Genomic DNA, 23,942 nt, shown 5'->3' on the forward strand with positions numbered 1-23,942 from the left:
CCGCCGCTCAGCGCACGGGCCGGCGCCGCACCGCCGTCGGCCGCTAAAGCGCACCCCGTCGTTGGTAGGGTGCCCCATAGGAAAAGTGGGAAAACTCTCAAGGAGGAGACATGGCCGGAGTACCTGACCAACGGAAGAACGGACCACGGGCGGAGGGCGGACTGGCCACGGACCCGGATCTTCCCCCGCCCGCCGTCGACGAGGCCCGGCTCGAAGCCGAGGACCGGAAATGGACTCCGGCAAAGATCGCGCTCTGGGCCGCGATTGCCCTGCTGGGCGGCGTTGCCTGGGTCATGCTGGCCATCGTCCGCGGCGAGACCGTCAACGCCATCTGGTTCGTGTTCGCCTCCGTGTGCACCTACCTGATCGGGTACCGCTTCTACTCCAAGGTGATCGAACGCTACATCACCAAGCCTGATGACCGCCGCGCCACCCCGGCCGAGTACAAGGCCGACGGCAAGGACTATGTCCGCACTGACCGGAACGTGCTGTTCGGGCACCACTTCGCCGCCATCGCCGGCGCCGGACCGCTGGTAGGGCCGGTCATCGCCGCCCAGATGGGCTACCTTCCCGGCACCATCTGGATCATCGTCGGCGTTGTCTTCGCAGGCGCTGTCCAGGACTACCTGGTGATGTTCTTTTCCATGCGCCGCGGCGGCCGTTCGCTCGGCCAGATGGCCCGTGAAGAACTCGGCGTCATCGGCGGCACGGCGGCACTGATTGCCACCCTGCTCATCATGGTGATCATCGTGGCCATCCTGGCGCTCGTCGTCGTCAATGCCCTGGGTGAAAGCCCGTGGGGCGTGTTCTCTGTGGGCATGACCATCCCCATCGCCCTCTTCATGGGCGTGTACCTCCGTTACCTGCGGCCCGGCAAGGTCATGGAAGTCTCCATCATCGGCTTCGTCCTGCTGATGGCCGCCATCATCGGCGGCGGCCTGGTAGCCCAGACCGAATGGGGCGCCACCGTCTTCCACCTGGACAAGGTGACCATCGCCTGGGGCCTGATCGTCTACGGCTTCGTCGCCGCCATCCTGCCCGTGTGGCTGCTCCTCGCACCGCGTGACTACCTCTCCACCTTCATGAAGATCGGTGTGATCGTGATGCTGGCACTGGCCATCATCGTGGTCCGGCCCGAAGTCACCGTTCCGGCATTCAGCGAATTCGCCAGCCGGGAAAACGGGCCCGTGTTCTCCGGCGCCCTGTTCCCCTTCCTGTTCGTCACCATCGCCTGCGGCGCGCTCTCCGGCTTCCACGCCCTGATCTCGTCCGGCACCACCCCCAAACTGGTGGAGAAGGAACGGCAGACCCGGTACATCGGCTACGGCGGCATGCTCATGGAGTCCTTCGTGGCCATCATGGCCCTGGTGGCCGCCATCTCGATCGACCGCGGACTCTACTTCGCCATGAACGCCCCCGCGGCCCTCACCGGCGGCACCGTTGAAACCGCAGCCACCTGGGTCAACAGCCTGGGCTTGGCCGGGGTGAACATCAGCCCGGACCTGCTCTCCGAAACGGCCCGGAACGTGGGCGAGCAAAGCATCGTCTCCCGGACCGGCGGCGCCCCCACCCTGGCCGTGGGCCTGGCGCACATCATGCACCAGTTTGTCGGCGGGACCGCCCTCATGGGCTTCTGGTACCACTTCGCCATCATGTTCGAGGCGCTCTTCATCCTCACCGCAGTGGACGCCGGCACCCGTGTTGCCCGCTTCATGCTGCAGGACTCGATCGGCAACTTCGTTCCGAAGTTCAAGGAAGCCTCCTGGCGCCCCGGTGCGTGGCTCTGCACCGCCATCATGGTGGCGGCCTGGGGAGCTGTGCTCCTGATGGGTGTCACCGACCCGTTGGGCGGCATCAACACCCTGTTCCCGCTGTTCGGCATCGCCAACCAGCTGCTGGCTGCCATTGCCCTGGCGGTGTGCCTGGCCATTGTGGCCAAGCGCGGCACCTTCAAGTACCTCTGGATCGTCGCCCTTCCGCTGGCCTTCGCCGCCGTGGTCACCATCACCGCGAGCTACCAGAAGATCTTCTCCTCCACGCCCGCTGTGGGCTACTTCGCCAACAACGCTGCCTTCAGCAAGGCGCTGGCCGACGGCAAGACGGAATTCGGGACCGCGAAATCGGTCGCAGCGATGGAAGCCGTGGTCCGTAACACCGCCATCCAGGGCTGGCTGTCCGTGATCTTCGTGGTGCTCAGCATCATCGTGATTGCGACGGCGCTGATCGCCACGGCCAAGGCGTTCCGTGACCGGTCGGCAGGGGTGGCCATCACCGACAACGAGGATCCGGCTGTTCCGTCGCGCGTCTTCGCCCCGGCAGGGCTGGTGCCCACGACCGCCGAGCGCGAACTGGCTGCCGAGTGGGGGAAGGTGCCCGCGGACGCCCGCCTGGAACGGACCGGGCACTGATGGGCGCCGGCATCGCCCTGGTTGCCAATGGGTTCCGCGGGTTCGCCCGCTACCTGGGCGGCGTGATGGGCGCGGACGCCTACGCCAAGTACCTGGAACACCACCAGGCGGCCGGGCACGCGGAAGAACCCCTGACGGAGCGGGAGTTCTGGCGGGACCGTACTGACCGCCAGGACGCCAACCCGCAGGGCCGGTGCTGCTGATTGAGCCCGCAGCGGACAAGCCGGCCCCCGGGGCATCCCCGGGGGCCGGCACCTGTGGGCCGTGAGAGTATGAACGCATGAGCGATCCCAATGACACTCAGGCAGCTGAGGACCTCCCCGTAGAAGGCACCCCCGTTGACGACAACGAGGCTCCTGTCCAGGCCCCGGCCGACGGAGACGGCAGGCCGCGGGGCAGCAGTTTGCAGGACCTGGTGGATGAGCCCGCCAAGGTCATGCGGATCGGCACCATGATCCGGCAGCTCCTTGAAGAGGTGAAGTCCGCGCCGCTGGACGATGCCGCCCGGGGCCGGCTCGCCGCCATCCACGCACGCTCCATCAAGGAGCTTGAGGACGGGCTGGCGCCGGAGCTGGTGGCGGAGCTGGAGAGGATCAGCCTGCCTTTCTCCAATGAGGCCACCCCCTCCGATGCCGAGCTCCGGATTGCCCAGGCCCAGCTGGTGGGCTGGCTTGAAGGCTTGTTCCACGGGATCCAGACAGCCATAGCAGCCCAGAACGCGGCCAGGGAGCACGCGGCGGCACAGCTGCAGCTGCGTCAGCTGCCGCCAGGCACCATGATTGCCCCCGGCGTCGTCATCGGTGAAAACGGCGAGCCCCAGCGTGCTCCGGCCGCCGCCCGTCCGGGGCAGCAGGCCCGCCCCGGCCAGCGTGAGGACCCGGACCACGGTCCGGGCCAGTACCTTTAGGCTGCGCTTGGGCTTTTTCAGCGCCGCCAGGCAGGGGCGCAAGGACGACGCGGAACTGGGCAAGGGATTGTGGCGACGCGCCCACGACCGCTTCCACCGGGGGCTGGACCGCTTCCACCAAGTGCTGGAAGGCGTGGAGGACGACCAGCTGTACGCCGAGCTGGTGGACATCGCCAACCAGCTTTCTGCCTTGCTGCCGCGCGTCCGCGCGGTGTGCATGGAGGCGCAGCGTCGTGCGCCCAGCGATGGCCTGGACATCCCGGCGGCACTGGCCGACGTCCACCGGTCACTGTCCAAGGCCGGGAACTCCCTGGCCACCACCGCCGAAGCCGCGGCAATGCTGCGGCTTGCCGTTGGGCCGGTTCCGGTGGGTGCAGCGTCCGTCCATCGCCGCGCCGAGGCGGTCTTCCAACAGGTGGACGACGCCGAGAGGCAGCTGCGTGGGACGTAGCCGGCTTGGGGTGCCGCGGAAATATTCCCGGTTTGGAAGCATACTTTCCAGTTAAGCGTGTGGCTGACATGGCCTGATCCGGGGGCGTCGGGGCGGCCGGCTTTGGCAGGATGGAATCATGACTCTTTCACCTACCTTGACTTTCAACGACGGAAACACGATCCCCCAGCTCGGCTACGGTGTGTGGCAGGTTGAGGACGACGTAGCTGAGAAGGTCGTTCGCCAGGCGTTCGAAGCCGGCTTCCGCCACATCGACACCGCAAAGATTTACGGCAACGAGGCCGGCGTGGGCCGTGCCATCGCCGGCTCCGGCCTGTCGCCGGAGGAAATCTTCATCACCACCAAGCTGTGGAACGCGGACCAGGGCTACGAGTCCACGCTCGCGGCCTTTGAGGAGTCCATGGACCGGCTTGGCCTGGAAACCCTTGACCTGTACCTGATCCACTGGATGCAGCCCAAGCAGGACAAGTACGTTGACACCTGGAAGGCGCTGGTTGAACTCCAGAAGCGCGGCCGCGTGAAGTCCATCGGTGTCTCCAACTTCACCGCAGAGGGCCTGCAGCGCCTGATCGACGAAACCGGTGTGGTTCCGGCCATCCACCAGATCGAACTCCACCCCTACTTCAGCCAGCGCGAACTGCGTGAGTTCGGTGCCAGCAAGGGCATCCTGACTCAGGCGTGGTCTCCGCTGGGCCAGGGCGGGGAGCTGCTTCAGGACCCGGCCGTCGCCTCCATTGCCGCCAAGCACCAGGCCACCCCGGCCCAGGTGGTCATCGCCTGGCACCTTGCGATCGGCAACGTGGTTATCCCCAAGTCAGTGACCGAGTCACGCATCCAGGAGAACTTCGCGGCCCTCGAGGTATCCCTCGACCCGGAGGACATCGAAGCCATCAACAACCTGGACCGGACGGCCAGCGGTGAAGGCCGCATCGGCCCCGATCCTGCGGTTTCGGACTTCGCCTAAGCCGCGGCGGCGGCACCGGCCCATCGGCCGGAGCATGCCCGCCAAACTACCCCAGCCCGTGCTGGCGGCAACCGCCTGGCAGCACGGGCTGGGGCCTTTAACGCAGCCGGTCCCATGGCTGGCACGGTCAGCGCCGTGACAGGGACGGCCAGAGGAGTCAGGCAGCGATCTGGACGTGCTCCACCGTGACGGCGTCCACCACGGCCCAGCTGTCCTCGTCGTGGCAATGCCGGCCGGCGAAGCGCTCGGCTTCCTCCAGCGTGTCAAAGACCTCGGCCCGTGCCCGGCCGCAATCGGCGTCGAAGTAAGTGACGTGAAATTCCTGTACAGCGTGGTTTTCCATAAATCCAGTCTGCAACCGGGGTCTGACATTCCTTGGAACCGGCTTCCGCGTGTTGATGTAACACGCCTTATCCAGGTGCCCGCACCCCGGATAGGGTCTGCCGTAGGGGTGCTGGCCATCAGCATGTCCCGGCAGTCGAAAGGGTTGGTCAATGGGTGCGTGGGGTTACCTGCCGTTTGAGAACGATGCTGCGCTGGACTGGCTTGAAGATCTTGAGGCGGACGGGGCGGACGCCGTCCGCCAGGCACTGGCGAAGGCGGGCGACAGATACGTCGAGGCTTCGGAAGGTGCATTGGCCCTCGCAGCCGCAGAGGTTGCCGCCGCCACCCAAGGCAACCCGCTGGGGAACCTGCCGGAGGGCGTCGCCGACTGGGTGAGCGCCCACGGGCCCGAGATCACCGCCGAGGACGTTGAAATGGCCCTTGAGGCGGTGGAACGGGTTGCGGGGGATAGGTCCGAGCTGGCCGAGCTGTGGGATGGCGCCGCCGAGCCGGGATGGCGCGAGTCCGTCGCCGACCTGGCAGGGCGCCTCCGCCTTGCGCTGGAGTAAGCAGTGACTGCAGGCCTGCGGAGGTCCGGTGCCTCACGAGGGCAAACCACATTCAGTTGCTGCCCAGGCGGAGCACCCGTTCCTGCGCCAGCATGGCTGTCTTGCTGGCCTTGTCTGCCGCCCGTGCAGCCTGTTTCGCTTCGGCCGCGGTGGTGACCAGCTGCTTGCGCGAGCGGTCCAGGCGTTCCTCGGCAGCCTTGAGCCGGCCCCGCAGATCAGCCGTCTCCTGCTGCAGGCCGGCTATTTCCGCCTGGATTTCCTCCTCTTGTTCGCGCAGTCCGGTGGCGTGCCGCATCGCGGCTTCTTCGGCGTCCCGGGCCTCCGCGAGCAAGGCCTTCGCCCGTTCCAGCGCGGGAGGCGAGGCCGGTCGTGGAGCCTGCCGGACTGCCTCGAGCCGGGGCCTGGCAGGCGATTTCCTGGACCCAGGTGCCGTCGTGGTCTGCGGCTTCGGAGCGGCAGCCTTCGGTGCGGTGACGGCTTCCGGTGCAGTGATGGCAGACGGCGCCGCCGGGAGCAAACCCGGCAGGGCCACCGCACCTTCCAGGTCCACGTCGTTGACGCCGTCTGCTGTGAGGACTTTCAGGAGCCGCCCACTGGCAACGGCGCCGGCGGCCGCCTGGTCGGCGGTCAGCGCACGGAGGGTTTCCCCGATCTCCGTGGCCATGGCCTCGCTCAGGGAGCGGCCCTGTTCCCGGGCCACCGAACGGGCAGTCTCGACGGCGGCTGCCAGCATGGTGCGCCGCTCGCGGCCGAGTTCGCGGAGGGCCGCGGCATCCAGCGACGCCTGGGCGGCGCGCATCCGTTCCCCGAGGCCGCCCAGTTGGGCCGTTACGTCAGGCCGGTGCCTAACAAGCATGTTGAGCGCCCACGCTGCGACGGAAGGCTTAGGCAGCGCCCGCACCGCGGCCGCGAGGGCCTTGTCCTGGCCCGCAACCTCCTTGGCGGCCGCGGCCCGGGCCGCCACGAAGCCGTCCAGCGGAGACGCGTACAGCTGGTTGGCGATCGTCACCAGGGCTTCGTCTTCCATGCCGCCCATCCTAGGTGCAGCGGTGGCCCCTGTTACTCCACAGCCCGGAGGAGTAAGTTGCTCGAATGGACGATTCATACCAGGTCATCGTGGTGGGCGGCGGTTTTGCCGGGAAGGCGGCGGCTGAGGAGTTGGGCCGCAAAGGCGTCCGGGTCCTGCTGCTTGACACCAACAACTACCAACAGTTCCAGCCGCTCCTGTACCAGGTGGCTGCATCCCAGATCGGCGTCTCCGCGGTTACCCGGCCGCTCAGGTCGGAGTTCCGCGGGATCAACACCGTCCGGGTCCTGACGGCGGAGGTTACCTTGATCGACGCTGCGCACCGCACCGTCACTACCGCTGACGGTTCCACCTACCGGGCCCAGGCCCTGGTCATTGCCACGGGAGCGGTACCCAACTTCTTCAACACCCCGGGGGCGGACGAGCACGCCTACCCGCTGTACTCGGTCGCGGATGCAACACGGCTCAGCGCCGCCATTACCGCCATCCTGGACGAGGCTGACCGCGAGCCCGGCGCGAACGCGGACGTAATCGTGGTGGGCGGCGGCCCCACGGGCGTCGAAACGGCCGGTGCCCTGGCCGAAAACGTCAAGTACCTCGTGCCGAAGTATTTCTCCCCGGACCTGGCCGCCCGCTGCCACGTGCACCTGGTGGACATGGTGCCCAACGTCCTCGCCGCATTTTCGGAGAAATCGCAGGCCTACGCCCGGGACCGCCTGACGAAACTGGGCGTGCAGCTGCACATGGGCCAGGCGGTGGCGGAAGTTCGGCCGGACGGGGTGACCCTCAAAGACGGGACGGTCATATCCGCCCGGGTTGTGGTGTGGGCCGGAGGATTGCAGGCAGGACGGATCATCACCGAGTCCGGCCTGAAGCAGGGCAGGGGCGGCCGCGTGGATGTCCGGCCGGATCTTACGGCCCCGGGCTTCGAGGGCGTCTACGTGCTGGGTGACTCTGCCAACATCACCGACGACGCCGGGAACAAGCTCCCGCAGCTCGGGTCAGTAGCCCAGCAGTCGGGTAAGTGGGCTGCCCGCAATATTTACGCTGACCTCACCGGTGGCGTACGCGAGCCATTCAAGTACTGGGACAAGGGGTACATGGCCATGGTGGGACGCGGTGCAGCGGTGGCGGAACTGGGACGCCGGCGCCTGCAGCTGCAGGGTCCCCTGGCCTTCGTGTCCTGGCTCGCGGTTCACCTGGCATTGCTGCCTGGATTCCAGCAAAAAGCCAGGGCCCTGTTTTCGTGGGCCAATGGCTACGTCACCCACAGCCCGTCCCAAGTGGTGGTGGGCCGTCCGGACTAGGAACCCTGATCCAGCGGACCGCCGGGGTTTGGCCGCATTGCCTGCGCGGCCGGCAGGGGGACCACAACCCGGAATTTGCCGCCCGCTGTCTGCCGGGGAGGTTCGCCGGCCGGCTCTACTGTGACATGGGCAAGGCCAAGGCCGGTGAGGACCTCTCCGATCCCCTTGAGTGCCGCCTCCTGCACTTCGCCCGCATCGGCGCCGGGGGCAGGGAGCAGCCGCACGGACAGCCTGGTGGGAGCGGCCTGGACGATCTGGAACAGTCCCACCCCGGGTGTCCGGTCCAGGGTGGAGCCGAATGCCAGGGGTGGCACGTCGACATGTCCGTTTCCGTCCGCAGCGGGGAAGGTGAGCACGTCGGAGGTCCGGCCTTCCACCAGCAAAGCCGGCGCAGGGTTCCCACATCCGCAGTGGCCTGGTTTGATGAGCACGCGGTCGCCCACGTCATAGCGGATGATGGGCTGGACCCTGTTGGCCAGGTTCGTCAGCAGCACGGTGTGGGACGCGACCCCCGGCGGTACGGGGGCGTAGTGTGCGTCGACCGGTTCGAGGATTACCCAGTCTTCAATGAGGTGGAGCCAGCCCTCCCGGCAGCTCGCGGCGGCGTAGCTGGACTCGGTACAGCCATAAACCTCGCGCACGGGTGCCCCGAAGGCCCGCTCAATGCGCGCGCGTTCTGCCCGCGGAAGGCCTCGGCAGTACTGAGCACGAGTTTTGGGTGGAGGTGCAGCCTCCCTGATTCCTGCTCCGTCGACAGCAGGCGGAGGACGCTGGCGTAACTGCCCAGCAGGACCGGCTGGACCAGGTTGAGCCCGGCCACAAGCTGGGGCAGCGGGCGGTCCACAGGGAAGATCCGCAGCCGGCGGTGGCGCCACGGGTTCTCCCGCCTTTCCCTGGTGCCCGCAGAGACGGACAGGAAATGGCCGCCGGTGGCGATAACCCCCGCGAACTGCCCGCCCCGTACGGCCAGCTGCAACAGTTGGGCCGGTGACAGCCACTCCGCGCCCAAGGTGCCCATCAGCCCCGATGTCACGGCCCAGTAGCGGTCATCGAGGACGAAGAGGCCCCTGGCGCCGGTGGTGCCGGCAGTGGTGGCCACCAGGTATTTGCCGGCGAACCGCTTCCCAATCCGGGCAGGATCGGCTACGAAATCCTCCACAGCGCTGCGGGTCACCGCCGGATCGGTGGGCACGTCGTCAAACCGGGCCATGAGTTGCCGCTTGTCCGTCACCGGCAACAGGGTGACGTCGTCGATCCCTTGGGGCAGCCCTCGGTAAAGCTCCCGGTAGAAAGCTGAATGCTCCCGGGCGAACGCCACCAGGTCTGCCAGCCGCTGCCTCTGCCGGTCGTGGACCGCTGCCTGGCCCCGCCGGTGGACCCGGAAAGCATCCCACCAGACACGCACAGCGTCGCCACGGCGGCCGCGGAGCACAGCTTCCCGGGGTGTCACCAGTGTCACCATGCTTTGATTTTAGGAGCGGCGGCACTGGCCGGACAGGGGGCTACCCGTTGGGCCTGCCGGCGGTCCCATCCGTGCCGCGGTGGGCCGTGCCGTCGTCGTCCGTTCCCTGGAAGCTCAGCAGGCGCCCCGCCGCAATCCAGCCGGATGCTTCGTAAAGTGGGGCAGCGTCCGGCTCCACCACCATGTGGAGGTGCCCGGCGCCATGGAGGAACGCCTCCTCCGCCATCGCCGCGAAAAGAGCCCGCTCCAGGCCCTGCCTGTCCGCTCCCTGCGGCAGTTCGGTGATGGCCACTGCAGCGACGCCATCCCTTACCTGGATGCGCCCCTTGGCCACGGGGTGGTGGAAGACAGTGACCTCGACGGCGTCATACGTCGCCATGGGCGCCAGGGTCACCTGGGCATTGTCGGGCAACTCGACGGCTGCGTCCAGCGAGTCCGTCGGGGCCGTGAGCAGGACCCGCTCAGCCACGACGGCGAGGCCGGCCGGGCCCACACTCCTGGCCGCCGCCGCGTCAGCGCACAGCAGGGTCAGGCGCACATCCGGTTCGTGCGTTGCCGTGCCCGCAAGATCCCCGGCACCAGGGCCCGGCCAGCCCGCCACATATTCCCTGCGCGCGGGATCCTGGCCTGTGCCGGCGTCGAGCATGAAGCCCGCACCCACCGGTTCGGCGCTGCGTTCCTGGAGCTCAGCCCAGGCGGGCACCCAGCTTAGGGCGGGAAGCGCATGGTCTTCAGGCACGGGGGCTCCTTACGTTCGGCAACGGCAGGACCGGCGTCCGCCCGGTGCAGGTGGGCAGGTTCTGCCAACGTATCGGATCGATGCGCGGCCTGCCAGTGGCGGCACAGGGGCGCCGGACGCGTCAGGGCAGATGGGTAAAGGACATGCCTGCGGCCAGGAGTTTGTCCACCGCCTGCCTCAGGCCTTCGGCGGTACCGCCGTTGGGGTGGTTGCCGTGGCAGATGACCACGTCCCCTGCCCGGGCCTTGCCCACCTCCCGGGCGACGACGGCGGCGGAAAAGGTTGCGCCGCCGTCGCCATTGATGCTGAAGCCCGCCGGTTTCACGCCCAGGGCGCCCAGGATGTCCGTGGCGACGTCATCCATGTACGCGGTGCCCGGGCGGAAGTACCTGGGACGCTTTCCCGTGATGCCTTCCAGCACGTCATTGTTCGGCATGACTTCGTCATAGATTTCCCCCGCGTTCCGGGTGCCCGGGATGCCGTAGGCCGCATTGCCGGTGGTGGACAGCGGCTTGTGGGAGGTTCCGTGGTTGGCCACCTCGAAGAGCGGGTCGGCCGCCAGCTGGTGGGTCGCGGCCGGGTTGGCGGCAATCCACCGCGAATTGAGGAAGAGAGTGGCCGGGATGCGGCGTTGGCGGAGTGTGTCCACTAAGGCTTGGTCGAAGCCGCTGCCGCCAGGTCCCCCGCAAAAGTCAAAAGTGAGGGCGATCCCCGGCGCGGCGGGCGGCATCCTGGCCAGGACACCGGGCGCCTCCAGCCCCCAATACCGGGCCGGGCGCTTTCCGTAAGTGTCAACAACCCAGGCGCGTGAGGGCGCTGCGGGCGGGTTGGCGGCCACCGCATCACCATCGGGCCCGGAATGCAGGATGGTCGAAACGGCACTGTCAGGGGCGCTGTCCGGCGCCGGCAGGTCCGGGCCCTGCGCCGCGGGCCGGGGAGGTTGCTGCCGGTCCGGCATGGCGGCGGACACTGCCAGCACCGCCGCCAGCAGGACCGCCCGGCGCCCAGGCCCGTTCCCGGCACGGCTGAGGTGCCGCGGTACATGCAACTCCACCGCTAGTTCCTTTCCCATTGATCATCGGCCCCTGCCCTGCCGGCGTTGTCCGGGCAGGCCGATGGTGCGGGCGCGGGGCGGCGGCCGCCGGGTGGCAGAGCAGCGGGAAGAGCCGCAGCGCGCGCAACAGCAGGGTGGAAGCGGGGGGTCATACCGTGAGGATACCTTGGCCGTCTTGCCGTTTCCTGAACCTTGGGCGGCGCCAGGCCGGGGGCCACCACCGCAAAGCGGGAGGCAGGGGACTTTGGTCCCTGTGCGTTCGGTCCGGGCCGTCGTTTACTTATGGATTGGGCGGGCACAACGTCCGCGACGGGGCAACTCTGCCCGCTGAGCACGGAGGCAACATCCAGTAATGAACCTCAAAGAGCGGTGGGGCCGCCTGGACCCGGCAACCCGGAAATGGCTGATCGACAACCCGGGATGCCAGATCCTTCCCCGAACAATCACCGCGGTGATCTCCAAGGAAAGCGGCGGAAACCTTCCCACGGGACAGCACGGCGAAGCATTCGTTTCCCGCGAGGACCAGGACTTCATCCGTTCCATGGTGAACGAGCCTCCCCGCGCCTGACCTGCCCTGCCGAGTGGACTGGCATGCGGAAACAGGCCCGGAGGTGGACCGCGCCGGGCCGTCCGGGCAGTAGACTCAGCGCACAACTGGCACTGGGGAGTAGCAATATGAGGGCAGTACTGCCACCGGCAGCAGCCGGATCCATCGGGATGGCCGGCCTTTCGGTATCCTGCACGGCCGCGGCACCCTGCGTCGCGCCGTGAAGCCCATCATCCTGCTGGATATTGACGGGGTCCTGAACCCGGCCGTATGCCCGGGCGGCGGGGGAGACGGGCCTCTGCTTCGGCTCTCCAACGAGAAGCGTGCCCTGGTGCGGCGCCTGGCCCGCAGCGGGCGCATCGCCTGGGTGTCAACGTGGCCGGCGGATACAGTCTCCGGGCTGGAAGCGCAGCTGGAACTCGACGTCGAGCCGCTGCGGGTCACCATGGTGTTCCGGCAGTCAGACGCGAATGTGCCCACACCGAAGCTGACGTCGATTTCCCGTTGGTTGTCCCGGATGGACGCCGGAGACGACGCCTCCTGGGACTCGGTGGTTTGGATTGATGATGTGATGGGCCCGGACGCCCGCAAATGGGCCGCCGGTCATGGCCTGCCGGTGCACCTGGAACAACCCGATCCTGACCGCGGCCTGGTGGAAGCCCACGTGTCCCGGATTGAGGCATTCATCGCGGGTGGCTGACGCGTCCACGGGCGGCGCTGCGCTCGGAACGGCCCCATTAACCAGCGAAAAACCCCGGAAACCCCTGAAAAACGGGGCTGTCCGGGGTTTATCCCGAGCTTCCTATCAGAATCGAACTGATGACCTTTTCATTACGAGTGAAACGCTCTACCGACTGAGCTAAGGAAGCACCGCACGAAATCCCCGGCGGAACCGGGCGCTTCATGCAAGAGTCAACTGTAATAGAGTCCCTGCGCCCTGGTCAAAATGGCGCGGGCGGAGCCCACCCCGTGGTCAGCAGACCAGGTTGTCGGCCGGGATCTTCCCGCTGACCAGGTATTTGTCCACGGCATCCTCCAGGCAGCTGTTCGCCCGGCCGTAGGCGGTGTGCCCTTCACCCTTCCAGGTCAGCAGCGCGGCGTTTCCCAGCTGTTTGCGCAACGATGCGGCCCAGTCGACGGGCGTTGCAGGATCCCCCGTGGTGCCGATGACCACGATGGGGGAGTCTCCGGTGTACTGCACCGGCGCCGGCGTGCGGACGTTCTTGTACGGCCAGTCAGCGCAGGTTGTCCCGCCATAGGCAAAGAAGTAGCCGAGCGTTGGCGAATCCTGTTCCAGCCGCTTCTCCTCCGCGCGCATGCCCGCGGTGTCCGAAACCATGGGGTAGTCCAGGCAGTTGATGGCGTTGAAGGCGAAGGTCGAATTGGAAGTGTATGAACCATCGGACGCCCGGTCCGCGCCAAGGTCCGCGAGGCGGAGCATGAGGCTCACGTCTCCGGACATGGCCGCCTCAAGGGCCTGGGTGAGCGCGGGCCAGCTCTGGTCGTTGTAAAGGGGGGTGATCAGGCCGCTGACAAACGTTGTGGCGTTGACAAGCCGGCCGTCCTTGGCGGTGCGGGGCGTCTCCTGGATGGAATTGATGAGGTCCCGGATCTGCTGCACGCCGGAGTCGGCGTCGCCGCTGAGCGGGCACTTGCCCTGTTTCTGGCAGCTGGCCACGTAGGTGTGCAGTGCTTTTTCGAAGGCCTTGGCCTGGCCGCTGGTCAGTTCCTCGTTGGTGATGGAGGGGTCCAAGGCGCCGTCAAGGACCATGCGGCCCACGTTGTCCGGGAACAGCGAGGCATAGGTGGATCCCAGGAAGGTGCCGTAGGAGTACCCCAGGTAGTTCAGCTTGGCGTCGTTCACCACGGCGCGGAGCACGTCGAGGTCCTTGGCGGCGCTGACGGTGTCGATATGGGCCATGACCGGGCCCGTCTGTGCCGCGCACTGTTCGCCGATGGCCTTATTGTCCGCCAGCGCTGCCTGCAGCCCGGCGTCGGTGTCGAGGGCGTAAATCTTGGCGCGGGAGGCGTCCCGCTCCGCATCCGTCATGCAGGTGACGGGGGCGGAGCGTTTCACGCCGCGCGGATCGAAGCCCACAAGGTCATAGGCATTGCGGACAGCAGCGGAAAAGTGGGTTCCGGCGGCGTCCTTGACGAAATCGTAGCCGGAGGCACCCGGACCGCCGGGGTTGACCAGGAGGCTGCCGGTCTTGTTGCCCGTGCTCGGGGCCCGCAACGCAGCCAACTGGATGGTGTCCCCGGCCGGGTTGCCGTAGTCCAGGGGGACGGTCACCTTGGCGCACTGAAATTCCCCTTCGCAGGGCTGCCAGACGATCTCCTGCGAATAGAACTTTTCCAGCCCGGCAGGCGCTGAGGCCACGATCGAGGGATCAGCCTTGGCGGTGGCCGCTTCCGGCGGGGTCTTGCCGCCGCCGTTCAAGAGGCTGCACGAGGCCAGCACCAGGGCCATGGCCAGGGCGCCGGCAGCACGGGCGGCGACCGCCAGTGACCTGTGGCGTGCGGGACGGGGGCGGGCAGTCATCGGGTCTCCTTGGAAGGCTGGATCAGGCTGGCCGCCATGGACTCAATGGTCAGCAGCGGGGCAACATTGGTGGTGGTGATGCGGTCACGGGCTTTGTTGATGGCATCCATCCGGGCCAGCGTGGATTCCGGGGTGGAGCGGGCGGCGAACTCCTCGAGCTCGCTCCTCAACTCAACGTTGACCAGTTCCACGGCGTTCCCCAGCTGGATCACCAGCACATCCCGGTAAAAGGACAGCAAATCGGTCAGCGTCCGGTCCAGCGAGTCCGTGATGGATCGTTTGGCACGCCTTTTCTGGTCGTCTTCGAGCTGTTTCACCTGGCTGCGCATGGCCGGCGGCAGGGTCCCGGATTCGGGGGCCCCCAGCGTGGCCAGGAGGGCTGCCTTCTCCGCAGCGTCCCGTTCTTCGTTGGAGCTGTTGGCCTCTGCCGTGGCGATCTTGACCAGTTTGTCCGCCATCATGACGGCTGCCGTTACGCCGCGCAGTCCGAGGGGAAACCGGACAGTTTCAAGGCGCCGTTCCCTCGCCGCGGGATCCCTGGCCAGCCGCCGGGCAATGCCCACATGGCTTTGCGCCATCCGGGCGGCCTGTTCCGCCAGGGCAGGGTCCACGTGGTCGCGCCGGACCAGCAGGGCCGCAACGTCCGCGGCGGGCGGCAGCCGCAAGGCAACGCTGCGGCAGCGCGACCGGATGGTCACCAGGACATCTGCGGGGGACGGCGCGCACAGCATCCACACAGTGCGCGGCGTGGGTTCCTCGATGGCCTTGAGAAGGACGTTGGTGGTCCGTTCGGCCATGCGGTCCGCGTCTTCCACCACGATGATCCGCCAGCGCCCCGAGGAGGGCCGGTTGCCGGCCGTTGCCACCAGTTCACGGGCTTCGTCAATAGTGATGGTGACCTTTTCGGTGCGCACAAACGTCACGTCCGAATGGGTTTCACCCAGGATGGTGCGGCACGCCTGGCATTGGCCGCAGCCGCGCAGGCCCACGTCCTCCTGGTCGCAGTTCAGCGCGGCGGCGAACGCCTTGGCGGCATTGGAACGGCCGGACCCCGGCGGCCCGGTGAAGAGCCAGGCATGGGTCAGGCCGTCACCGCCGGCGGCCTGGCGGAGTTGTTCGACGACGGCGGGCTGGCCCTGCAGGTCATCCCAGACGGTCACAAAGCACCGCCGTCGTGGGCGGCTGCCGGATGAGGCGCGGCATCCTGCGCCTCGGCGGGCGGAGCGTCCAGCAAGGACCCGACCCGGTCCAGGATCCGACCGGCGAGGTCATCGATGGGAAGGTGGGCCGGGAGAACCAGGTACGCGGCGGGGCGGCGGGCCGCCAGGCCAAGGAACGCGTCCCTGATCCGGGTGTGGAACTCGTCAGCTTCGGACTCCAGCCGGTCCTCGGCCGCCTGGCCTGCGGTCCGGCGGGTACGCCCCAGTTGCGGGTCGACGTCCAGGAGGACCGTCAAGTGCGGCTGGAGGCCCGACGTTGCCCACTCATTAAGGGACCGCACCGCGTCCTGCCCCAGGTCCCTGCCTGCCCCCTGGTAGGCCACGGAGGAGTCGATGTAGCGGTCGGTCAGCACAATCTCGCCCCTGCCAAGCGCGGGACGTATCACCTGGGTGGCATGGGCGGCACGGGATGCCGCGAAGATCAGGGCCTCGGTATGGGCGTCGATGTCGCCGTTTCCGTGGTCCAGCACCAGCGAGCGAAGCTTTTCGCCGACCGGGGTGCCGCCGGGTTCGCGGGTCCGCAGCACGGTGTACCCCCGTGATTCCAGTGCCGCCGCCAGCCGGGCCGCCTGGGTGGACTTGCCGGCACCATCGCCACCTTCGAAGGCGATGAAAACGCCGGACCTCTGATTGCTCACTTCCCAAGCCTACCGAGGAGTGGCGACATTCCGGGCCTCGGATCACGTTCTGTGCAGGACAGGTGGACAGCCCGGCGTCCACACAGCGACATGACTTTCCGGCCCAATTGTGGCGCCAGTACGCTTTTGACCATGAGTCTTTCCGAGCACCAGGCCGCGTCCCTTTCTCCCGAGACCGTGGTGGTGGCGGCAGGACGTCCGCCGCGGGAAAGGGACCAGCCGGTCAACCCACCCATCACCCTTTCCTCCACCTATTTCGGGACCGGTCCCCTGGGCGACGGCGACCGGGGCTACGGCCGCTACTCCAACCCCACCTGGGATCCGTTCGAGGAAGCCCTGGGCCAACTCGAAGGATCGTCGCTGCCCGGCCTGCTCTACGCGTCGGGCTTGGCCGCGGTCAGTTCAGCCCTCTCCCTGATCCCTGCCGGCGGTGTGCTGGTGATGCCCAGCCACAGCTACTCCGGCTCCCTGGTCATGGCTGCGGAACTTGCCCAGAAGGGCTTCATCGAACTCCGGACCGTGGACATTGCCGATACCGAAGCGGTCAAGGACGCCCTCGCGTCCAAGGGCACGGACGGGAAGGCAGCCGCAATGCTGTGGCTGGAGAGCCCCACCAACCCCATGCTGGGAATCGCTGACATGGCCGCTGTTGCGGAGGCTGCGCACGCGGCCGGTGCACTCGTGGTCACGGACAACACCTTCTCCACGCCATTGGTGCAGCAACCCCTGCTGCTTGGCTCCGACGTCGTCCTCCACTCGGTGACCAAGTACCTGGCCGGGCACTCCGACGTCGTCCTTGGCGCCCTGGTCACCTCCAACCCGGACCTCCGCGCCACTTTGCTGCACCACCGCATCATCCACGGCGCCATCGCCGGTCCGTTCGAGGCCTGGCTGGCCCTGCGCGGCCTGCGGACCCTCGCGCTGCGGGTGGAGCGGTCCCAGGAATCAGCCATGGTCCTGGCGGAACGCCTCGCCGCGCACCCCGCCATTGAATCCATCCGGTTCCCGGGGATCGCCTCGGACCCGGGCCACGCCCGGGCCAAGGCCCAGATGAAGGGGTTTGGTTCCATCATCTGCGTCCAGGTGGCCCCCGCGGGCGGCCTCAGCGGTGCCGATGCGGCGGACAAACTGGTGCAGGCGCTCGATCTCTGGCTGCCCGCCACATCACTGGGAGGCGTCGAGTCGTTGATCGAGCGCCGGCGCCGGCACACTGCCGAACCCGTCAGCGTGCCGGAGAACCTGGTACGGCTGAGTGTCGGGGTGGAAAGCGTCGAGGACCTCTGGAGCGATCTGAAGCAGGCGCTGGACACGCTGGACGGCTAGGCTGGGCTTGTGGACGGTCGACTAATCATCAGTTACGTAGAGCAGGCAGTTTTCTTCATCCTTGGCCTGGTGGCCCTGGGCCTTGAGCTGTGGGCGTTCGTGGACTGTGCCCGGCACCGGCCCAATGCCTTCGAAGCCACGGGCAAGCGGACCAAGACCTTCTGGCTCGCCCTGACCGGCGGCTCCGCCCTGGTCGGCGTGATCTCGCTGTTCGGGGCCGGCGGAGGCCTTTTCAGCACCTTGGGCCTGTTTGGCCTGGCTGCGGTGGTGGCGGCCTCGGTGTACCTGGCCGACGTACGTCCCGCCGTCAAGGACGCAGGCCGCGGCGGAAGCCGCAACATGGGCCCTTACGGCCCCTGGTAGCCCCCGACTGCAGCGCCTAGGCCAGTGGGGCCACGGCCGCCCAGTCCACGGTGAGCTCACCGAGCCGCCATCGGGCGGGACCGTCCTGGACGGGCCACCCCGCACTGCGCAGGCTTCGGCACATCCCCACCCAGCGCTGCCTGTTGCCGAAGGACGCCAGCGGGGCGCTTTCAAGCCAGGCCCTGTCCATTGCCTGCATAAAGGCGTGAACCGGTTCGCCCGGGACGTTACGGTGGATGAGGGCCTTCGGCAACCGTTCGGCCACCTCCGACGGCAGTTCGAAACTACCGAACCGGACTGACACACTGAGGGACAGCGGGCCGTTCCGGTCCAGCGCCACCCACGTGACCCGCCGTCCAATTTCGTCGCACGTGCCATCCACAAACAGCCCGTCCGGGGACAACCGGTCCTGGACCAGGCGCCAGATGCCCGGCACATCGGCTTCGTCATACTGCCGCAGCACATTGAAGGCGCGGACCAGGACGGGGTGGCCGGGAACCGGCAGTTCGAAGCCGCCGACGTGGAAGGTCAGCCCGGGCCGCTGCAGCGGAAGTGCCGCCCGCACGCGCCCCGGCTCAATCTCCACCCCGCAGACCCGCACGTCCGGCCGGACGGCGGCGAGGCGTTCGTGAAGTTCGACGGCGGTGGCCGGCGTAGCGCCATAGCCCAGGTCAACCACCAGCGGGTCAGCCGCGGACCGGAGCCGCCATGCCTGCGGTCCTGCCAGCCACCGGTCCACCCGGCGCATCCGGTTGGGGTTGGTGGTGCCGCGGGTCACGTTGCCCACCGGACGCCCCTGCCTGGCGGGGGACGTCTTCCCGGAAAGTTGCGGGGCGTTCACCCGTTCAGCCTTTTGAACCACGGCCCCACCCTATCCCTCCGGCCGCCGGCCCGGCCGCCGGCAGCTCCCCGGGCTGCCGGCGGGATGCCGTGTAACGCTGGGCGGTCGGCAACATCGCTCGGCTAGGATGAAAATCATGACTTACAAGCTGATTCTGCTGCGCCACGGCCACAGCGAATGGAACGCCAAGAACCTGTTCACCGGCTGGGTGGACGTTGACCTGAATGACCAGGGCCGCGCGGAAGCAGCGCGTGGCGGCGAGCTGCTGGTGGAAAACAACGTCCTGCCGGATGTTCTCTACACCTCCTTGCTGAAGCGGGCCATCAACACCGCCAACATCGCCCTGGACAAGGCGGACCGCGGCTGGATTCCGGTCAAGCGCGACTGGCGCCTGAACGAACGCCACTACGGGGCGCTCCAGGGCAAGGACAAGGCCCAGACGCTGGCCGAATACGGCGAAGCGCAGTTCATGGAATGGCGCCGCTCCTACGACACCCCGCCGCCGCCCCTGGATGACGACAGCGAATTCAGCCAGGCCCACGATCCCCGCTATGCAGACCTGGGCGACGCCCTGCCGCGCACCGAGTGCCTGAAGGACGTCCTGGTGCGCCTCCTGCCTTACTGGGAATCGGACATTAAGGAAGACCTCAAGGCCGGCAAGACCGTCCTGGTCACCGCGCACGGCAACTCACTCCGTGCCCTGGTCAAGCACCTGGACGGCATCAGCGACGAGGCAATCGCCGGCCTGAACATCCCCACGGGAATCCCGCTGGTGTACGACCTTGACGGGGATTTCCAGCCGATCAAGGCCGGCGGCACCTACCTCGATCCCGAGGCGGCCGAGCAGGCCATCCTGGCAGTAGCCAACCAGGGCAAGAAATAAGGCACCAACGCATACGACGGCGGGCTGGTCACCTCAGGGTGACCAGCCCGCCGTCGTTATCAGCGGTGTCTAGCTGTGTTCGGTGGCGTTCGGCTGCCACGCGCCGGTGACCAGGTAGGTCACCTTCTGCGCGACGGAAACGCCGTGATCCGCGAAGCGCTCGAAGTAGCGGCTGGCGAGGGCCACATCCACCGTGGTGGCAGGGGACTCGGTCCATTCGGGAGCAGCGATGGCCTTAAAGACGCTCAGGTGCAGGTCGTTGATGGCGGTGTTGGCTTTGAGGATGTCCCTGGCCACCTCAAGGTCGCGGCTCTCGAGCAGGACCGTCAGTTTGTCGGCGATCTCCTGGTCCAGTTCGGCCATCCGGTGAAAGGTCTCCGTCATGGAGGCCGGAATCACGGTGGAGGGGTACCGGAGGCGGGCCAGCTGCGCGATGTGGCGCGCCAGGTCACCCATCCGTTCCAGCGACGCGCTCATCCGCAGGGATCCGACGATCATGCGCAGGTCACTGGCCACAGGGCCCTGCAGCGCCAGGATGTCGATGGCCCGCTCATCAAGGCTGTTCTGCAGGAAGTCGATGCGCGCATCCGCAGCAATGACGTCCTGGGCGAGGTCCACGTCCGCTACCTGGAATGAGGTAGTGGCCTTGTCCATCGCTTCGCTGACCAGACGGGAGATCTCCACCAGCTGGTCACCAACCTGGGTGAGTTCTTCCTGAAAAACCTTACGCACTGAGGGCGTCCTTTCCTTGGAACTCCCGCCGGCCGCTCCAGGGCAGCAGGAATCGTGTCGCCATTGGGCGCTCTGTCCACTAACTTTGCCATCGCCCGGTAAACGATTATGCCCACAGAGGTGAACGTTAGTTGAACCGTTCGCTGTAAGTGCCCGGAGGCAGCTGGAGCCGCCAGGCAAGAGCATAAAGTGGAGCTGTGGATCCTATGCTCATTGGTCTGGTTGCCGGCCTTATCGGCCTGGCGCTTGGCACGTTTGGCGTGCTTGCCTACCGGGTCAGCGAGAAGCAGCGTGAACTGCTGGATGTGGACGCCGGGGAGATCTCCCTGCCGGCGGGCGCAGCGGAGGTGCTCGCCGTCGTCGGCCGCGCCTTCGTGGTGCTGGACGACGTCGACGGCGTGGTCCGCGCCAGTCCGGCGGCCTACGCTTACGGCCTGGTCCGCGGGCACACCGTGGTGCACAAGGAACTCCTGGACATGACCGCGGGAGTCCGCAGGGACGGCGTCATCCTGGAAAAGCAGCTTGAGCTCCCGCGCGGTCCGCTGGGACAGGGCACCATCATCGTCCAGGTCCGGGCGGCCATGCTGGGTGAGGAATACATCCTGCTCCTCGCCGATGACCGGACCGAGATCACCCGGACGGAAGAGATCCGCAACGACTTCGTGGCGAACGTATCGCACGAACTGAAGACCCCGGTGGGCGCCATCTCCCTGCTGGCGGAGGCCCTGGAATCCTCCGCGGATGACGAGGAAGCTGTCCGCCGCTTCGCCAAGCGCATGCACAAGGAGTCCGCGCGCCTGGCGGCCTTGGTCCAGGACATCATTGAACTGTCCCGGCTGCAGGGCGCCAGCGTCACGCAGCAGGGCGGACCCGTGGACATCAACGCGGTCATTGCCGAGGCCGTTGACCGTTCCCAGCTGCCGGCGGAGAGCAAGAACATCAGCATCGTGGTGGGCGGGCGTACCGAAGGCAAGGTGTTCGGGGACCAGGACCTCCTGGTGACCGCGCTGCGGAACCTCATCGACAACGCCATCCGCTATTCGCCCGCCAATACCCGCGTCGGCATCGGCGTCAGGTCCCGGGACGGGCTGGTTTCCATTTCCGTGACCGACCAGGGCGACGGGCTCTCGCCCGAGGACCAGGAGCGGGTTTTCGAACGTTTCTACCGGGTGGACGCCGCGCGCTCCCGCCAGACGGGCGGCACCGGCCTGGGCCTGAGCATCGTCAAGCACGTGGCATCGAACCACGGTGGCGAGGTGACGCTCTGGTCCCAGCCCGGGCAGGGATCAACCTTCACCCTCCGGCTGCCCGAAATGGAAGGGCAGGACGGCGACGACCAGCCCGCCGCGTCCGGCGTGCCGGGACATTCGACGGTGCAGGGAGCGCCGGAACAGCACAGCCTTACCCAAGTACCGCGCGCCGCGGGCGCAACAGAACGAGGAGCCAGCGCTTGAGCAGGATTTTGATTGTCGAGGATGAGGAGTCGTTCAGCGATCCTTTGTCCTATTTGCTGGGCAAGGAAGGGTTCGAGGTGGAGGTGGTGGACAACGGCCTGGATGCCATCACGGAGTTCGACCGCAACGGGGCCGACCTGGTGCTGCTGGACCTGCAGCTGCCCGGGCTTTCCGGTACCGAGGTGTGCCGGCAACTCCGCCAGCGCTCCAGTGTTCCGGTGATCATGCTGACCGCCAAGGATTCAGAGATCGACAAAGTGGTGGGCCTGGAGCTCGGCGCTGACGACTACGTCACCAAACCGTATTCATCCCGTGAACTGGTGGCCCGGGTAAGGGCGGTCCTGCGGCGCCAGGGCGAACCGGAGGAACTGGTCTCCGCAACGGTCCAGGCCGGGCCCGTCCGGATGGACATCGAACGGCACGTGGTGAGTGTGGGCGGGGAGCAGGTCCTGCTGCCCCTCAAGGAGTTCGAGCTGCTTGAGATGCTCCTGCGCAACTCGGGCCGGGTGCTCACGCGCGGGCAGTTGATCGACCGGGTATGGGGTTCGGACTACGTTGGCGACACCAAGACCCTTGACGTCCATGTGAAGCGCCTTCGCGGAAAGATCGAACCGGATCCTTCTGCCCCCCGCTACCTGGTGACCGTCCGCGGCCTCGGATACAAGTTCGAGCCGTAGCCCGCAGCCTAAACAGCGCACGAAAAAGGGAGGAGCCCCGGGGCTCCTCCCTTTTTTGTGCGCTGTGTCCAGTTCGCCTAGCGGCTGGTGGCGGTTGCCGACGCGGTGGCGCTGGCGGTTGCGCCGGCTGTCGCATCCGCACCGGCGGTGGAAGAGGAAGATGACGACGGCGTGGGCGTCACCGAGGGGCTGGGGGTGGGTACGTAGTTCTTGTACTCCTCCAGGGTGGCGTCAAGGACGGGAACCTTGACCGTGCTGCTGACGTTGGTGCCGTTCTCGCTGATCTTGACGTCAACCAGGGATCCGGGCTTGCCGCCGGTGGTGCTCAGGATGGCTGCGTCCGACGTGTCGTTCAGCAGGGTGGAGCCGTTGGCCTTCACCGAAACCTCGGTCTGCGAACCCTTAGCGCCGTTGACGGTGAGCTTCACGTCCTTGGAGGAGGAGTTGTAGACGGCGCCGATGAGGCGGCCGGGCTCGTTCTCGCCTGTAGAGACAATAAGGATGTTCCGCAGTTGCAGGGGGCCGAGGTCTGCCCGGATGCCGTCTGAAGCGGAGTACTGATGGCTGGTCTGCTGGGGCGTGATGTAACCGCAGCCAGCGGTCAGCAGGCTGGCGCCAAGGGCAGCAGCCGTCAGTGCCAGTTTGCCGCGCTGGGCCCGGTTCATCGCAGTGGAACGCACGTCACGTACTCCTCGAGAAATTTGAAGTCTTTTTCAGCCATAGCCTATCCGCTCAGAGGGTCAAACGAGGATTCGGCGGTGTCACATCCTTCGTGGGAGCGCTCACCTGATGCACTAAACGGCACATCCGTCAAGGGGGTGCAGGGGGTTGATTGGGTCGTTTTGCCGCGTATTTTCGCGGTTGGGAGCCCTTCCTCCGGCCGGTCATATGCCTGAATCGTGATAAACTGGTCTGCGGGAAAGGGGAAATGTCCACATGGTATTTGAGGTCGGCGAGACAGTAGTTTACCCTCACCACGGTGCTGCGAAGATTGAAGAAATCAAGATGCGCACCATCAAGGGCGAAGAGAAGATGTATCTCAAGCTCAAGGTGGCTCAGGGTGATCTGACCATTGAAGTTCCAGCAGAGAACGTTGACCTTGTTGGGGTCCGGGACGTAGTGGGCAAGGAAGGCCTGGAGCACGTTTTTGATGTGCTCCGTGCCGAGTTCACCGAGGAACCCACCAACTGGTCACGCAGGTACAAGGCAAACCTGGAGAAGCTTGCTTCCGGTGACGTCATCAAGGTGGCAGAGGTTGTTCGCGACCTGTGGCGCCGGGATCACGACCGGGGCCTTTCCGCAGGCGAGAAGCGAATGCTGGCCAAGGCCCGCCAGATTCTGATTTCAGAACTGGCGCTGGCTGAAAAGACCGACGAGGAGAAAGCTGCAAGCGTTCTCGACGAGGTCCTGGCTTCCTAAGAATTGAGCCCCGGCTGCACCCATGTGCCGCCGGGGCTTCTTTTTTGCCCGCTGAATCTACGTTCCGGGCACCAAAGGTCAGTGGCGGCGT

Annotated in this window: 27 protein-coding genes and 1 tRNA gene; 15 read left to right on the forward strand and 13 right to left on the reverse strand. The window is 66.9% G+C overall.

The window, feature by feature from the left end; translation table 11 throughout:
* Positions 1 to 110 precede the first annotated feature (110 nt).
* From HNO81_RS12050 to HNO81_RS12070, 5 genes are all read left to right on the forward strand, one after another.
* Complete coding sequence (locus tag HNO81_RS12050; RefSeq protein WP_175318364.1) at positions 111 to 2,408, forward strand: carbon starvation CstA family protein; 2,298 nt, start codon at positions 111 to 113, stop codon at positions 2,406 to 2,408.
* Positions 2,408 to 2,611 (forward strand): YbdD/YjiX family protein, encoded by a 204-nt coding sequence (locus HNO81_RS12055; protein WP_175318365.1) that lies wholly within the window; start codon positions 2,408 to 2,410, stop codon positions 2,609 to 2,611. The genes HNO81_RS12050 and HNO81_RS12055 overlap by 1 nt, the downstream gene beginning before the upstream one ends.
* Positions 2,612 to 2,688: 77 nt before the next feature.
* On the forward strand, positions 2,689 to 3,315 hold the full coding sequence (locus tag HNO81_RS12060) for a bacterial proteasome activator family protein (protein ID WP_175318366.1): 627 nt from the start codon (positions 2,689 to 2,691) through the stop codon (positions 3,313 to 3,315).
* A 7-nt stretch (positions 3,316 to 3,322) separates the two neighbouring features.
* The gene (locus tag HNO81_RS12065) at positions 3,323 to 3,766 is read left to right on the forward strand and encodes a hypothetical protein (protein WP_175318367.1); all 444 of its coding nucleotides are present in this window, start codon (positions 3,323 to 3,325) and stop codon (positions 3,764 to 3,766) included.
* A gap of 118 nt (positions 3,767 to 3,884) precedes the next feature.
* On the forward strand, positions 3,885 to 4,730 hold the full coding sequence (locus HNO81_RS12070) for an aldo/keto reductase (RefSeq protein ID WP_175318368.1): 846 nt from the start codon (positions 3,885 to 3,887) through the stop codon (positions 4,728 to 4,730).
* Positions 4,731 to 4,887: 157 nt separating this feature from the next.
* Here the strand turns inward: HNO81_RS12070 and HNO81_RS12075 are convergent, their stop codons facing one another.
* On the reverse strand, positions 4,888 to 5,073 hold the full coding sequence (locus HNO81_RS12075) for a hypothetical protein (RefSeq protein WP_175318369.1): 186 nt from the start codon (positions 5,071 to 5,073) through the stop codon (positions 4,888 to 4,890).
* 151 nt (positions 5,074 to 5,224) lie between these two features.
* On the opposite strand from HNO81_RS12075, the gene HNO81_RS12080 reads away from it, so the two are divergent.
* The gene (locus tag HNO81_RS12080; RefSeq protein ID WP_175318370.1) at positions 5,225 to 5,623 is read left to right on the forward strand and encodes a DUF4259 domain-containing protein; all 399 of its coding nucleotides are present in this window, start codon (positions 5,225 to 5,227) and stop codon (positions 5,621 to 5,623) included.
* Positions 5,624 to 5,675: 52 nt separating this feature from the next.
* Here the strand turns inward: HNO81_RS12080 and HNO81_RS12085 are convergent, their stop codons facing one another.
* The gene (locus tag HNO81_RS12085; RefSeq protein WP_175318371.1) at positions 5,676 to 6,650 is read right to left on the reverse strand and encodes a hypothetical protein; all 975 of its coding nucleotides are present in this window, start codon (positions 6,648 to 6,650) and stop codon (positions 5,676 to 5,678) included.
* A gap of 65 nt (positions 6,651 to 6,715) precedes the next feature.
* Between HNO81_RS12085 and HNO81_RS12090 the strand changes: the two genes are divergently transcribed.
* Entirely contained in the window at positions 6,716 to 7,957 is a 1,242-nt protein-coding gene (locus HNO81_RS12090) for an NAD(P)/FAD-dependent oxidoreductase (protein ID WP_175318372.1), read from the forward strand.
* Here HNO81_RS12090 and HNO81_RS20125 read toward each other — a convergent pair.
* The 4 genes from HNO81_RS20125 to HNO81_RS12105 form a co-directional block, all read right to left on the reverse strand.
* Positions 7,954 to 8,598, reverse strand: coding sequence for a hypothetical protein (locus HNO81_RS20125; RefSeq protein ID WP_254703439.1), 645 nt, complete (start codon positions 8,596 to 8,598; stop codon positions 7,954 to 7,956). The two genes, HNO81_RS12090 and HNO81_RS20125, sit on opposite strands and share 4 nt — an antisense overlap.
* Positions 8,511 to 9,419: a hypothetical protein gene (locus tag HNO81_RS20130; protein ID WP_254703440.1), complete on the reverse strand. Its 909-nt coding sequence runs from the start codon at positions 9,417 to 9,419 to the stop codon at positions 8,511 to 8,513. Before HNO81_RS20130 ends, HNO81_RS20125 begins: the two co-directional genes overlap by 88 nt.
* A 40-nt stretch (positions 9,420 to 9,459) precedes the next feature.
* Positions 9,460 to 10,158, reverse strand: a complete 699-nt coding sequence (locus tag HNO81_RS12100) for a hypothetical protein (protein ID WP_175318373.1) — start codon at positions 10,156 to 10,158, stop codon at positions 9,460 to 9,462.
* A gap of 121 nt (positions 10,159 to 10,279) precedes the next feature.
* Positions 10,280 to 11,212 (reverse strand): polysaccharide deacetylase family protein, encoded by a 933-nt coding sequence (locus tag HNO81_RS12105; protein WP_371818242.1) that lies wholly within the window; start codon positions 11,210 to 11,212, stop codon positions 10,280 to 10,282.
* A gap of 352 nt (positions 11,213 to 11,564) precedes the next feature.
* Between HNO81_RS12105 and HNO81_RS12110 the strand changes: the two genes are divergently transcribed.
* Both HNO81_RS12110 and HNO81_RS12115 read left to right on the forward strand, forming a co-directional pair.
* Positions 11,565 to 11,780 (forward strand): hypothetical protein, encoded by a 216-nt coding sequence (locus HNO81_RS12110; RefSeq protein WP_175318375.1) that lies wholly within the window; start codon positions 11,565 to 11,567, stop codon positions 11,778 to 11,780.
* A 199-nt stretch (positions 11,781 to 11,979) separates the two neighbouring features.
* Entirely contained in the window at positions 11,980 to 12,459 is a 480-nt protein-coding gene (locus HNO81_RS12115) for an HAD domain-containing protein (RefSeq protein ID WP_175318376.1), read from the forward strand.
* A 96-nt stretch (positions 12,460 to 12,555) separates the two neighbouring features.
* Here HNO81_RS12115 and HNO81_RS12120 read toward each other — a convergent pair.
* From HNO81_RS12120 to tmk, 4 genes are all read right to left on the reverse strand, one after another.
* Positions 12,556 to 12,628 (reverse strand) — tRNA-Thr (locus HNO81_RS12120).
* Between the two features lie 104 nt (positions 12,629 to 12,732).
* The gene (locus tag HNO81_RS12125) at positions 12,733 to 14,301 is read right to left on the reverse strand and encodes an alpha/beta hydrolase (protein WP_175318377.1); all 1,569 of its coding nucleotides are present in this window, start codon (positions 14,299 to 14,301) and stop codon (positions 12,733 to 12,735) included.
* Positions 14,298 to 15,461, reverse strand: a complete 1,164-nt coding sequence (locus tag HNO81_RS12130; RefSeq protein ID WP_175318378.1) for a DNA polymerase III subunit delta' — start codon at positions 15,459 to 15,461, stop codon at positions 14,298 to 14,300. Before HNO81_RS12130 ends, HNO81_RS12125 begins: the two co-directional genes overlap by 4 nt.
* Entirely contained in the window at positions 15,458 to 16,159 is a 702-nt protein-coding gene (gene tmk / locus HNO81_RS12135; protein WP_175318379.1) for a dTMP kinase, read from the reverse strand. The genes HNO81_RS12130 and tmk overlap by 4 nt, the downstream gene beginning before the upstream one ends.
* 132 nt (positions 16,160 to 16,291) lie before the next feature.
* On the opposite strand from tmk, the gene HNO81_RS12140 reads away from it, so the two are divergent.
* Together HNO81_RS12140 and HNO81_RS12145 are read left to right on the forward strand one after the other, a co-directional pair.
* On the forward strand, positions 16,292 to 17,482 hold the full coding sequence (locus HNO81_RS12140; protein ID WP_175318380.1) for a PLP-dependent aspartate aminotransferase family protein: 1,191 nt from the start codon (positions 16,292 to 16,294) through the stop codon (positions 17,480 to 17,482).
* Between the two features lie 9 nt (positions 17,483 to 17,491).
* Positions 17,492 to 17,845: a DUF2516 family protein gene (locus tag HNO81_RS12145; protein WP_175318381.1), complete on the forward strand. Its 354-nt coding sequence runs from the start codon at positions 17,492 to 17,494 to the stop codon at positions 17,843 to 17,845.
* 16 nt (positions 17,846 to 17,861) lie between these two features.
* Here the strand turns inward: HNO81_RS12145 and HNO81_RS12150 are convergent, their stop codons facing one another.
* Positions 17,862 to 18,686, reverse strand: a complete 825-nt coding sequence (locus HNO81_RS12150) for a class I SAM-dependent methyltransferase (RefSeq protein WP_371818243.1) — start codon at positions 18,684 to 18,686, stop codon at positions 17,862 to 17,864.
* A gap of 136 nt (positions 18,687 to 18,822) precedes the next feature.
* Here HNO81_RS12150 and HNO81_RS12155 point away from each other — a divergent pair, with 136 nt between their 5' ends.
* Positions 18,823 to 19,569, forward strand: a complete 747-nt coding sequence (locus tag HNO81_RS12155) for a phosphoglyceromutase (protein ID WP_175318383.1) — start codon at positions 18,823 to 18,825, stop codon at positions 19,567 to 19,569.
* A gap of 69 nt (positions 19,570 to 19,638) precedes the next feature.
* On the opposite strand, the gene phoU is transcribed toward HNO81_RS12155, so the two are convergent.
* The gene (gene phoU / locus HNO81_RS12160) at positions 19,639 to 20,301 is read right to left on the reverse strand and encodes a phosphate signaling complex protein PhoU (RefSeq protein WP_175318384.1); all 663 of its coding nucleotides are present in this window, start codon (positions 20,299 to 20,301) and stop codon (positions 19,639 to 19,641) included.
* Positions 20,302 to 20,507: 206 nt separating this feature from the next.
* On the opposite strand from phoU, the gene HNO81_RS12165 reads away from it, so the two are divergent.
* The gene (locus HNO81_RS12165; RefSeq protein WP_175318398.1) at positions 20,508 to 21,755 is read left to right on the forward strand and encodes a cell wall metabolism sensor histidine kinase WalK; all 1,248 of its coding nucleotides are present in this window, start codon (positions 20,508 to 20,510) and stop codon (positions 21,753 to 21,755) included.
* The gene (locus HNO81_RS12170; RefSeq protein WP_175318385.1) at positions 21,752 to 22,432 is read left to right on the forward strand and encodes a response regulator transcription factor; all 681 of its coding nucleotides are present in this window, start codon (positions 21,752 to 21,754) and stop codon (positions 22,430 to 22,432) included. The genes HNO81_RS12165 and HNO81_RS12170 overlap by 4 nt, the downstream gene beginning before the upstream one ends.
* A gap of 77 nt (positions 22,433 to 22,509) precedes the next feature.
* Here the strand turns inward: HNO81_RS12170 and HNO81_RS12175 are convergent, their stop codons facing one another.
* A complete protein-coding gene (locus HNO81_RS12175) occupies positions 22,510 to 23,097 on the reverse strand; it encodes a hypothetical protein (protein WP_175318399.1) in 588 nt (195 codons plus the stop codon).
* Positions 23,098 to 23,368: 271 nt separating this feature from the next.
* On the opposite strand from HNO81_RS12175, the gene HNO81_RS12180 reads away from it, so the two are divergent.
* Positions 23,369 to 23,851 carry a CarD family transcriptional regulator gene (locus HNO81_RS12180; protein ID WP_011690592.1) on the forward strand — a complete coding sequence of 161 codons (483 nt, stop codon included), beginning with the start codon at positions 23,369 to 23,371 and terminating at the stop codon, positions 23,849 to 23,851.
* The last annotated feature ends 91 nt before the right edge of the window (positions 23,852 to 23,942 follow it).

Origin of the sequence: Pseudarthrobacter sp. C4D7 (assembly GCF_013359725.1) — a bacterium.
Lineage (GTDB): Bacteria > Actinomycetota > Actinomycetes > Actinomycetales > Micrococcaceae > Arthrobacter.